The sequence below is a fragment of the Caulobacter sp. 17J65-9 genome, from assembly GCF_010975005.1.
Lineage (GTDB): Bacteria > Pseudomonadota > Alphaproteobacteria > Caulobacterales > Caulobacteraceae > 17J80-11.
The window spans coordinates 1-10,050 of record NZ_JAAIVC010000144.1; the positions used below are offsets into that span (position 1 = coordinate 1).

Sequence of the window (10,050 nt, forward strand, 5' to 3'; positions counted from 1 at the left end):
GAGCGCGGCGATGCGCACGGCGCTCATGCCCCAGCCGATCCGGCGCTCCTGCGGCAGGTAGCCGGCCAGGCCCGCGCGCGCGTCCGGGGCCACGTGGTGCGGCTCGCGGCCGAACAGGCGCACCCGCCCGGCCTTGGGCTTCACCAGGCCCAGCGCCGCCTTCAGCAAGGTGGTCTTGCCCGCGCCGTTGGGGCCGCACACGGCGGTCAGGGTCCCGGGCGCGAAGGCGGCGTCGACGCCCGACAGCACCTCGCGCCGGCCCAGCGCCACCGCCACGCCCTGGAATTCGAGGACCGCGCTCACGACCGCCAGCTCCGCGCCGCTCGCCAGGCGACGAAGGCGAACAGCGGCGCGCCGACCAGCGCGGTGAACACGCCCAGCTTCAGCTCCACCTCGGTCGGGGCCATGCGCGCGGCCAGATCAGCCAGCACCAGCATCAGCGCCCCGGCCAGGGCCGAAGGGACCAGCAGACGCGAGGGATCCTCGCGCACGGCGGCGCGCACGAGGTGCGGCGAGGCCAGGCCGACGAAGCCGATCACGCCAGCCATGGCCACTGACGCGCCGGTGGCGATCGAGGCGGCGGCCACCGCGGCCAGCTTCAGCCGGCGCATCGGCAGGCCCAGGGTGGCGGCGGTGTCTTCGCCGAGGGTCAGGGCCAGCAGCCCCCTGCCCGCATGAGCGGCCAGAACCACCGCCACGCCCAGCGGGGCCAGGCCCCAGGCGACGTCGCCCCAGTTGCGGTTCTCGACCGAGCCCAGCATCCAGGCCAGCACCTCGGCGGTGGCGATCGGCGACGGCGACAGGTTGAACACCAGGGCGGTGACCGCGCCGGCGAAGCTGGACAGGGCCACCCCGAACAGGATCAGCGCCTCGGGCTCGGGGAAGCGGGCCGCGAACAGCAGCAGGCACGCACCGGCCAGGGCCGCGCCGACCAGGGCCGAGGCCTCAACCGCGCCGGGCACGACCGCCAGGCCCAGCACGATGGTCAGGGCCGCGCCCAGCGCCGCGGACGCCGACACGCCCAGCACGCCGGGATCGGCCAGGGGGTTGCGCAGCAGCCCCTGCATCAGGGCGCCGGACAGGCCCAGGCACGCTCCCACCACCGCCGCCGCCGCCGCCCGCGGCGCCCGGATGCTCCAGAGGATTTCCCAAGGCGCGGAGCCGGGTTGGGTGAAGGCCTGAAGGTATTGGTCGAGGCTAAGGCGCGTTTCGCCCAGCGTCGTCGCCAGGACGAAGCCGGCGAGCAGCGCGACCACCAGGAAGAGATTGAGGCCGAGCCGCTTCATCGTTTCGGGGCCGACGCGGCCAGCCGCGCGCTCCCTTCCGCCACGAACCAGCCCGGGCACCCCAGGATAGCGCCCGGGAGAGAGGCGGCGCTCCGCTCCTTCGCCAGACGGCCGACCAGAGGGTGGCGGCCAGGCGCCCATCGCCCGCCGCGCACGGCGTCGAAGAAGCCCAGCACCAGCAGGCGCGGCGGGTCCAGCACCAGCTTCTCCAGGGACACCGAGTCGAACCACTGGCTGTCCGAGGCGCTCTTCAGCCCCGCGCCGTTCAGCATGGCTCCGATCAGGGTCTTGTTACCGGCGGTGAAGCCGCCCGGGGTCAGGTACAGCGCCTTTTCGCCCTTCCAGGCGCCGCGGCTGGCGGCCAGCTGGGCGTCCATGCGCGCCACCAGCTTCTCGCCCTGCGCCTGACGCCCCATGGCGGCGGCGACCTTGCGGACGTCGTCGCGCACGCCGTCGAAGTCCGAGGCGTCGTCGATGCCGACCACCTTCGCGCCACGGGCCTCCAGCGCGCGGACCAGCCGCTCGTCCCCGCCCCAGTAGCGGACCACCAGGGTCGGCCGTGCGGCCAGCGCGGCCTCCAGCGTCGGGCGGCGCTGCGGCAGGCCCTTCGCCTCGGCTTTCATCCAGGAATCGTCGTCGTCGGCCCGGGGCGACACGCCCACGATCGCCTCACGGGGCGCCAGCGCCACGACGTACTGGTCGGCGCACGAATCCAGCGACAGCACGCGCATTTCGCCCGCCCGGGCCGCGCCCGCGGCCAGCGCCACGGAGGCCGCCAGGATCAGGCCGAGGCGTCTCACCTCTGGAGGACGCCTTCGAACAGGGCGTCCATCATCCCCTTGATCAGCACGTCCTGCGCCGCCCACTCGAAGTACGGCTTGGTGATCATCAGGGCGATCAGGCCGTGGCCGCCTGCCCACAGGATCTGGGCCACCTGGTCGACATCGCCCTTGATCCGGCCGGTGGCGGCGGCTTCCGCCACCACCTTGGCGAAACGGTCGTAGGCCTGACGACCCAGGCGCTGGGCGACGTCCTGCGCGCCCTCGGTCGCCTCCAGCGGACGGGTCAGGAAGACCAGTCGGTAGGCGTTCGGGTTGGCCAGGCCGAAGTGCATGTAGGCTTCGGACATGGCGCGCAGCTTGGCGACCGGGTCCATCGGGCGCTCGTCGATCTCGGCGTTGGTCGCCAGCAGCCTTTCGAAGGCCTGCTCGCAGATCTCCAGCAGGATCTGCCCCTTGTCGCGGAAGTGCATGTACAGCGCGGTCGAGGACACCCCGACCTCCTCCGCGATCTTGCGGATGGTCGCGCCCTCGTAGCCGCACTCGACGAAGATCCGCTCGGCCGCCTCAAGGATTTCGCCCCGTCGGACATGGCCTTCGCCCTTGGGTTTGCGGGCGGAGCGGGCCGACTTCTGCAACACGACGGACACGGGACACCTCGACGCCAAGCCTCAGCTCTTGTCCTTGCTTACGCATTTTCCCTGCGTAGCCGCAACCGTCGCCCGCGTCGGGAACTCTCCGGACGACTGGACGCGCCGCCGCAGGAACGCGTAAGCGGGGCGCATGCCGCCCCGCGTCGCCGACATTCCCGACATCATGCGAACCCGCGCCTGGCGCGACTACGCCCTGCTGGACAGCGGCGACGGTCGCAAGCTGGAGCGCTATGGCCGCTTCACCGTGGTCCGCCCCGAGCCGCAGTGCTTCTGGGCGCCCAGCAAGCCCAAGCTGTGGGAGCGCCCGGACGCCGTGTTCGATCCCGACGGCGACGAAGACGAAGGCCGCTGGCGGTTCTCCAAGCCCGTGCCCGAGAGCTGGACGCTGGGCTGGGACACCGTGAAGTTCCACGGCCGCTTCACCGCCTTCCGCCACCTCGCCTTCTTCCCGGAGCAGGCGGCCAACTGGGCCTGGCTGAAGGACCGGGTCGAGCAGCTGGAACGTCCGCGGGTGCTGAACCTGTTCGGCTACACCGGCGTGGCCAGCCTGGTCTGCGCCGCCGCTGGCGCCCAGGTCACCCACGTCGACGCCTCCAAGAAGTCCGTCGCCTACGCCCGTGAAAACGCTGCGCTTTCCGGCCTGGAGAGCGCGCCGATCCGCTGGATCACCGAGGACGCGCGCAAATACGTCACCCGCGAGGTGAAGCGCGGCTCGCAGTACGAGGGGATCATCCTGGATCCGCCGAAGTACGGCCGCGGCCCGACCGGCGAGGTGTGGCGGCTGTTCGAAGACCTGCCGGAGCTGGCCCGCCAGTGCGCCGCCCTGCTCTCCGACCGAGCGTCCTTCCTGCTGCTCAACGCCTATGCCGCGCGGGTGTCCGGCCCGGCCCTGGCCGGCCTGCTGTCCGACGCCTGCGCCGAGCGCGGCGGGCGCATCGACTGGGGCGAGCTGGTGCTGTCGGAAGACGGCCCGAACGGGCGCGAGATCGGCCTGTCCTTCTTCGCCCGCTGGAGCGCCGAATGAGCGTCCGTCAGATCGCCTCCCTGACCAATCCGACGGTGAAGGCCGTGCGCGCGCTCCACATGAAGAAGGAGCGCGAGGCCACCGGCCTGTTCCTCGCCGAAGGGCTGAAGATCGTCATCGAGGCGCTGGACCAGGGTCGCGCGCCCAAGATGCTGATGTTCGGCAAGGAGGCCGACCACCCCTTGCTGGACCGCGCCGTGCGCGAAACGTTGGCGGCGCGCGGCGAGGTGATCGAGGTCACCCGCGAGATCCTCGAGAAGATCGCGCGGCGCGAGAACCCGCAGACCGTCATCGCGGTGTTCGAGCAGCGCACCACCGCGCTGGACGCGCTCGACCCGAAATCGGCGTCCGCCTGGGTGGCGCTGGAGCAGGTGCGCGATCCCGGCAATCTCGGCACGGTGATCCGCACCGCCGACGCGGCCGGCTGCGGCGGCGTGATCCTGATCGGCGAGACGGTCGACCCGTTCAGCGTCGAGGCGGTGCGCGCCACCATGGGCTCGATGTTCGCGCTTCCGATCGTGCGCACCTCGCGCGAGGCTTTCCTGGCCTGGCGCAAGACGTGGCCCGGCTCGGTGGTCGGCACTCTGCTCAGCGCCACCCACGGCTACCGCGACGCGCCCTACAAGGCCCCCACCCTGATCGTCATGGGCACCGAGCAGTCCGGTCTGACGCCGGAGGTGGCGGCCGCCTGCGACGTGAACGTGAAGATCCCCATGCGCGGCCGCGCCGACAGCCTGAACCTGGCCGTCGCCACCGGCGTCATGATCTACGCGGTGACGGACCAGGCGTAAGGCGCTGTTCCGGCTGGACGAACGCCCGGCGACCAGTGTTACCTCCCGCCGAAGCTTCGCCCGGGGGGACGGCTCATGAAAACCAGGACCTACATGCGCGTCGCGCGCTTCGGCGCGGCTTCGGCCGCCCTCGCCCTGCTCGCCGGATGCGGCGCCGCTCGCCCGGCCGAGAAGAAGACCGACACGCCGGCCGCCGTCGCGGCGTCGCAGGCCGCCGGGCCGGTGGTCGCGAGCTTCGACTGCGCCAAGGCGAGCACGGCGCTCGAAAAACTGATCTGCAGCGACGCGGCCCTGGCCAAGGCCGACCGCGACCTCGCCGCGGCCTACGCGGCCGCGCTGAAGCAGACGCCCGCCGAGTGGCGCGACCGCCTGCGCGACACCCAACGCGGCTGGCTGGCCTCCGCCGCAGCGGCTTGCAAGGCGGACGCCTCTTCGTGCGCTGAGTACTTTGAAAGCCGCACCCAGGCCCTGGGCGACACGCTCTCAGCCAAGGGCGGGCGCGAATTCGTCACCCTGACCACCTATCACGCGACCCGCGATCCGGACCTGGCCGGCCCCGAAGACGATCCGGCGCTGTGGGAGACCGCCCGGCTCCAGATCTCCCGACCCGACGCCGAAGAGCGGCGCTGGAACGCCATGGTCGCCGCCGGCCTCGACCGGATCATGGACCCGCCGCCCGTCTACGGCGGCGAAGGCTTTGTCGACCTGGCCAGCGTTGCGCCGGGGTTCATCGGCGCGCGCCTGCACCGGGTCCACGTGCGCGGGCCGGGCGGCGAAAGCCACCAGATCATTTCTGTGCCTTGGTCGCTGAAGCTCGGTCGCGCGCTTACGCCCGCGGACGTGTTCGTCGACCCCGCCGCCGCCAAGGAGACCGTCGCCCGCCTCGCCTTCGAGCAGTACCGGAAGGACGGTGACGCGGATTCCTCCGTCACCCTTGAGACCTTCCGAACGCTCACGGCCTACGACCGCTACTGGAACTACGAGGCCGCCGGGCTCTCACTCGCCTTCGACGATGACAACGAGTTCGGCGGCGCCCACCGGGCCCTGACGCTCGGCACGACCATCCCCTGGGCCGATCTCGCGCCCTATCTGCGCAAGGACCTGCCGTTCGACCTGAAGGCGCTGCGCGACATCGGCTAGACGAAAGACCTAAGCCGTCTCGGGCGTCACCGAGGGATCGTCGGCCAGCGGCTCCGGATCGGTCGGCAGCCGCCCGTTCAGGGCGGCGTCCAGGCGCTCGCGGTCCAGCTCGCCTTCCCAGCGGGCCACCACGAGGGTCGCCACGGCGTTGCCGATGAAGTTGGTGATCGAGCGACACTCCGACATGAAGCGGTCGACGCCCAGGATCAGGGCCATGCCGGCCACCGGCACCGAGGGCACCACCGACAGGGTGGCGGCCAGGGTGATGAAGCCCGATCCGGTGACGCCGGCCGCGCCCTTGGAGCTCAGCATGGCCACGCCGAGCAAGAGCGCCTGCTCCTCCCAGCTCAGGTGGATGTTCAGCGCCTGGGCGATGAACAGGGCGGCCAGGGTCATGTAGATGTTGGTGCCGTCGAGGTTGAACGAATAGCCGGTCGGCACGACCAGGCCGACCACCGACTTCGACGCCCCGGCCCGCTCCATCTTGTTGATCAGGCTGGGCAGGGCCGCCTCGGAGGAGCTGGTGCCCAGCACCAGCAGCAGCTCCTCGCGCAGGTAGCGGAGCAGCTTGAAGATCGAGAAGCCGTTGGCCCACGCGATCAGGCCCAGCACCACGACCACGAACAGGGCCGAGGTGGCGTAGAAAGTCCCGACCAGCAGGGCCAGGTTGGCGATCGCGCCGACCCCGTACTTGCCGATGGTGAAGGCGAAGGCGCCGAAGGCCCCGACCGGGGCGGCCCGCATCAGGATCCCCACCAGTCGGAAGAACGCGGCGCTGGTCGCGTTCAGGACGTCCAGCAGCGGCTGGCCGCGATCGCCGACCAGGGCCAGGGCCAGGCCGAACACCACCGAGAAGAACAGCACCTGCAGGATCGCGCCCTCGGCGAAGGCGCCGGTCACCGTGTCCGGGATGACGTTCAGCAGGAAGCCGACGATAGTCGTCTCGTGCGCCTTCTCGGCGTAGGTCGCGACCGCGCCGGAATCGAGGCTGGCGGGGTCGATGTTCAGCCCCGTCCCCGGCTGCACGACGTTGGCGACGACCAGGCCGACGATCAGGGCGAAGGTGGAGACCACCAGGAAGTAGCCCAGCGCCTTCAGCACCACGCGGCCGACCTCGCCGATGTCGCGCATGCCGGCGATGCCGGTGACGATGGTCAGGAAGATCACCGGGGCGATGACCATCTTCACCAGCTTGATGAAGGCGTCGCCCAGCGGCTTCAGCGCCACGCCCGTGTCGGGCCAGACGTGGCCGATCAGGGCGCCGACCGCGATCGCGACCAGCACCTGCACGTAGAGGCTGGTCCACCACCGCCCGCGTGCGCGCGGCTGCGTGTAAGCGTGCGACCCCATCCGAACCTCCCCCGATCGCCCCCGATCGTCAGATGCGGGTGAAGGTCGCCGATTCGACCGGCGGCTGCGAGGCCGGAGGCGGATCGCCCCCGGCCTCGCCGCGCGCTCAGTGCGAGGCTTCGGCCGCCTCGACCAGCTTCACGAACTCCTGGCGGGAGAAGTCGCGCGGCTCGCCGGCCAGGCGCGCGACGTCGGCGTAGGAGAACTGGCCCAGGTACTTGCCGCCCCGCAGCTTCTGGCCGAAGGCGGCCACCGCCGCGGCGAAGGCGAAGTCCCCCTGGGCCGGCTTTGCGTTCGTGGCCAGCGACGCGGCCAGCGGCTGGCGGATCAGCTTCGAGGTCGTCTCGTTCGGCAGCTTGTAGCGCAGCTCGACGAAGCCCAGCTCGTCAGCCTTGCCCGCGGCCGCCGGCGCGGCGGCGTAGCGGCCTTGCGGCAGCAGCGTCCCCTTCGAGCCGACCAGGGCGACCTCGTAGAGGGCGGTGACCTGGTGGCCGGCCCCGATGTCGCCGGCGTCGACCTTGTCGTTGGCGAAGTCCTCGGTCGCCAGCACCCGGTTCTCGTAGCCGATCAGCCGGTACTCGGCGACGACGGCCGGATTGAACTCGACCTGCACCTTCACGTCCTTGGCGATGGTGAACAGGGTCGAGGACAGCTCGTCCTGCAGGACCTTGCGGGCCTCGTTCATGCCGTCGATGTAGGCGTAATTGCCGTTTCCGGCGTCGGCGATCGCCTCCATCATCCAGTCGCTGTAATTGCCCTGGCCGAAGCCCAGCGCGGTCAGGGTGATGCCGTCGTCTCGGTTGCGCTCGACGACCTCCTTCAGCTTCTCCGGATCGCTGATGCCGACGTTGAAGTCGCCGTCGGTGGCCAGGATCACCCGGTTGATGCCGTCCTTGATGCGGTTGGCGCGCGCCACGGCGTAGGCCAGCTCGATCCCCTGCCCGCCCGCGGTCGAGCCGCCGGCCTCCAGCCGCTTGAGCGCGGCCTCGATCTTCTCCCGGTCGGCGGTCGGCTCCAGCACGACCCCGGCCGCGCCGGCGTAGACCACGATGGAGACCTTGTCGTCGGCGCGCAGCTGGCGGGCCAGCAGGCTCAGCGTCTGCTTGACCAGGGGCAGCTTGTCGTCGTCCGACATCGAGCCCGAGACGTCGACCAGGAACACCAGGTTGGCGGCCGGCCGCTGGGCGCGGTCGACGTCATAGCCGCGCAGCGCCACGCGCAGCAGCCGGGTGTTCGAGTTCCACGGCGTGACCGCCGCGTCGCTGGTCACCGAGAAGGGCTGGGCCCCGCTCTGCGGCTTGGGCAGGTCGTAGCGGAAGTAGTTGATCATCTCCTCGACCCGCACGGCGTCGGACGGCGGCGTGCGCCCCTGGTTGAGGAAGCGGCGGATGTTGGCGTAGGCGGCGGTGTCGACGTCCACCGCAAAGGTCGAGAACCGCTCGTCGGCGGCGCGCTTCACCGGGTTCTGCGCCAGCGCCTTGTAGCGCTCCATATCCGCTGGCGTGGGCGGTGCGACGCCTGGCGGCAGCTCCATGGCCGGCGCGGCCGCCGCGTCGGCGGCGGGGGCCATCTCATAGGCCGCTTCCTCGGTCTTCTTCGCGCATCCCGTCGCCAGGGCGGCCGCCAGAGCGACCGAAACCACCGTCAAACCCGCCTTCCCGTACGCCATCCGTGTCCCCTTCGAGCGGCCGTCCCCGGCCAAAGCCCACCGCCAAGCTTCCCCACAACCATGGGCTGAGAGAACGGCGCCGTTTTTTGGGCTGGAGCGAGGCGGCTCGAAGGCCGTTCGGCGAACTAGGTTCCGCGGGGCTTGGCGCGGGTGGTCGGGGGCGCGGTGGTCGGGTCTTCCGGCCAGGGGTGCTTGGGATAGCGGCCGCGCATGTCGGAGCGGACGTCGGCCCAGGAGCCCTTCCAGAAACCCGGCAGGTCCTTGGTCACCTGCACCGGCCGATGCGCCGGCGAGGTCAGGGCCAGGGTCAGCGGCGCGCGTCCGCCGGCGAGCGTCGGGTGCACGGTCAGGCCGAACAGCTCCTGCACCCGCACCTCGATCCGGGGACCGCCTTCCGCGCCGTAGTCGATCTTCAGGCGCGAGCCGGTCGGCGCCTCGAACCGCTCGGGCGCGTCGGCGTCGAGGCGCCGTTGCAGCTCCCACGGGATCAGGCCGATCAGGGCCTCGGACAGGGCGCCGGCGTCGACCTGCTTCAGCGAGGTCCGCCCCATGAGCAGCGGCGCCAGCCAGTCCTCGCGGCGCTCCAGCAGGGCGTCGTCGGACAGGTCGGGCCAGGCGGGATCGTAGCCGCGCAGGAAGGCCGCCCGTTCACGCAGGCTGCCCGAACGCTCGCTCCACGGCAGGACCGACAGGCCCTTGCGCTCGACCTCGTTCATCAGGGCGGCGGCGATCAGGGCCGGGTCGGGATCGTCGATCAGCCGCTCGTCCACCACGATGCGGCCCAACCGGCGCAGTTCGCGGGCGCGGATCTTGCCGCGCGGGTCGGGCTCGATCCGCTCCTCCACCTCCAGCCGGTCGGCGAAGGCGTCCAGCAGGGCTTCTTCGTCCAGCGGTGCGGCCAGCAGCACGCGGTCGCGGCTCTCCCCGCCCCCCAGTTCGCCGACCGCCAGCCAGGGCTCGCGCGCCAGGGCGTCGGTCGGCTCCAGGAACACGCCGCGGCCTGAGGCCAGCAGGTATTCGCCGGGCTTGCCGCGCGCCTTGGCGATCCGCTCGGGATAGGCCTCGGCCAGCAGCAGGCCGGGATCGGCCCCGTGGGCGCGTACGGTCTTCGCGTGCCTGACAGCGCTGTCGGCCCAGCGCTTGGCCAGCGCCTTGGCGTCGCGCGCCTTGGCCGAGCCGTCGCGTTCCAGCCGCTCCAGCCGGGTGCGCAGGTCGGTGTCGTTTCCGCCCAGGCCCCGCTCGGTCAGCAGGGCGGCGACGCGCCCGGCCTGCCCCGCGGCGCCGGCGGCGGCGCCCTCCACCACCATGTGCGCGAGCCTCGGCGGCAACGGCAGGTCGGCCAGGGCCCGGCCGTGCTC

10 protein-coding genes are annotated in these 10,050 nt (G+C 71.6%); 3 read left to right on the plus strand and 7 right to left on the minus strand.

Annotated elements, in window-relative coordinates; translation table 11 throughout:
* The 4 genes from G3573_RS17075 to G3573_RS17090 all read right to left on the minus strand — a co-directional run.
* The coding region (locus G3573_RS17075) for an ABC transporter ATP-binding protein (RefSeq protein WP_163262807.1) at window positions 1-303 on the minus strand (303 nt) is incomplete at its 3' end.
* A complete protein-coding gene (locus tag G3573_RS17080; RefSeq protein ID WP_163262809.1) occupies window positions 300-1,286 on the minus strand; it encodes an iron ABC transporter permease in 987 nt (328 codons plus the stop codon). The genes G3573_RS17080 and G3573_RS17075, both read right to left, overlap by 4 nt.
* Window positions 1,283-2,086, minus strand: coding sequence for an ABC transporter substrate-binding protein (locus G3573_RS17085; protein ID WP_346427408.1), 804 nt, complete (start codon window positions 2,084-2,086; stop codon window positions 1,283-1,285). Before G3573_RS17085 ends, G3573_RS17080 begins: the two co-directional genes overlap by 4 nt.
* Window positions 2,083-2,715, minus strand: coding sequence for a TetR/AcrR family transcriptional regulator (locus tag G3573_RS17090; protein ID WP_163262811.1), 633 nt, complete (start codon window positions 2,713-2,715; stop codon window positions 2,083-2,085). The genes G3573_RS17085 and G3573_RS17090 overlap by 4 nt, the downstream gene beginning before the upstream one ends.
* Before the next feature lie 133 nt (window positions 2,716-2,848).
* Between G3573_RS17090 and G3573_RS17095 the strand changes: the two genes are divergently transcribed.
* The 3 genes from G3573_RS17095 (at window position 2,849) to G3573_RS17105 (ending at window position 5,673) form a co-directional block, all read left to right on the plus strand.
* Window positions 2,849-3,742: a class I SAM-dependent methyltransferase gene (locus G3573_RS17095; RefSeq protein WP_163262813.1), complete on the plus strand. Its 894-nt coding sequence runs from the start codon at window positions 2,849-2,851 to the stop codon at window positions 3,740-3,742.
* Entirely contained in the window at window positions 3,739-4,533 is a 795-nt protein-coding gene (locus G3573_RS17100) for an RNA methyltransferase (protein ID WP_163262815.1), read from the plus strand. Before G3573_RS17095 ends, G3573_RS17100 begins: the two co-directional genes overlap by 4 nt.
* A gap of 75 nt (window positions 4,534-4,608) precedes the next feature.
* Window positions 4,609-5,673 (plus strand): lysozyme inhibitor LprI family protein, encoded by a 1,065-nt coding sequence (locus G3573_RS17105; protein WP_205598323.1) that lies wholly within the window; start codon window positions 4,609-4,611, stop codon window positions 5,671-5,673.
* A 9-nt stretch (window positions 5,674-5,682) separates the two neighbouring features.
* Here the strand turns inward: G3573_RS17105 and G3573_RS17110 are convergent, their stop codons facing one another.
* From G3573_RS17110 to G3573_RS17120, 3 genes are all read right to left on the minus strand, one after another.
* The gene (locus tag G3573_RS17110; protein ID WP_163262816.1) at window positions 5,683-7,023 is read right to left on the minus strand and encodes a dicarboxylate/amino acid:cation symporter; all 1,341 of its coding nucleotides are present in this window, start codon (window positions 7,021-7,023) and stop codon (window positions 5,683-5,685) included.
* 106 nt (window positions 7,024-7,129) lie between these two features.
* Complete coding sequence (locus G3573_RS17115; protein WP_163262818.1) at window positions 7,130-8,692, minus strand: VWA domain-containing protein; 1,563 nt, start codon at window positions 8,690-8,692, stop codon at window positions 7,130-7,132.
* Between the two features lie 125 nt (window positions 8,693-8,817).
* Window positions 8,818-10,050, minus strand: a 1,233-nt coding sequence (locus G3573_RS17120) for an ATP-dependent helicase C-terminal domain-containing protein (RefSeq protein WP_276208745.1), incomplete at its 5' end; no start/stop codon positions are given.

What these genes read in the sequence shown, in the direction of transcription:
- G3573_RS17080 (WP_163262809.1), bottom strand. Translation starts at nt 1,286, where the DNA reads ATGAAGCGGCTCGGCCTCAATCTCTTCCTGGTGGTCGCGCTGCTCGCC.
- G3573_RS17095 (WP_163262813.1), top strand. Translation starts at nt 2,849, where the DNA reads ATGCCGCCCCGCGTCGCCGACATTCCCGACATCATGCGAACCCGCGCC.
- G3573_RS17100 (WP_163262815.1), top strand. Translation starts at nt 3,739, where the DNA reads ATGAGCGTCCGTCAGATCGCCTCCCTGACCAATCCGACGGTGAAGGCC.
- G3573_RS17105 (WP_205598323.1), top strand. Translation starts at nt 4,609, where the DNA reads ATGAAAACCAGGACCTACATGCGCGTCGCGCGCTTCGGCGCGGCTTCG.
- G3573_RS17110 (WP_163262816.1), bottom strand. Translation starts at nt 7,023, where the DNA reads ATGGGGTCGCACGCTTACACGCAGCCGCGCGCACGCGGGCGGTGGTGG.
- G3573_RS17115 (WP_163262818.1), bottom strand. Translation starts at nt 8,692, where the DNA reads ATGGCGTACGGGAAGGCGGGTTTGACGGTGGTTTCGGTCGCTCTGGCG.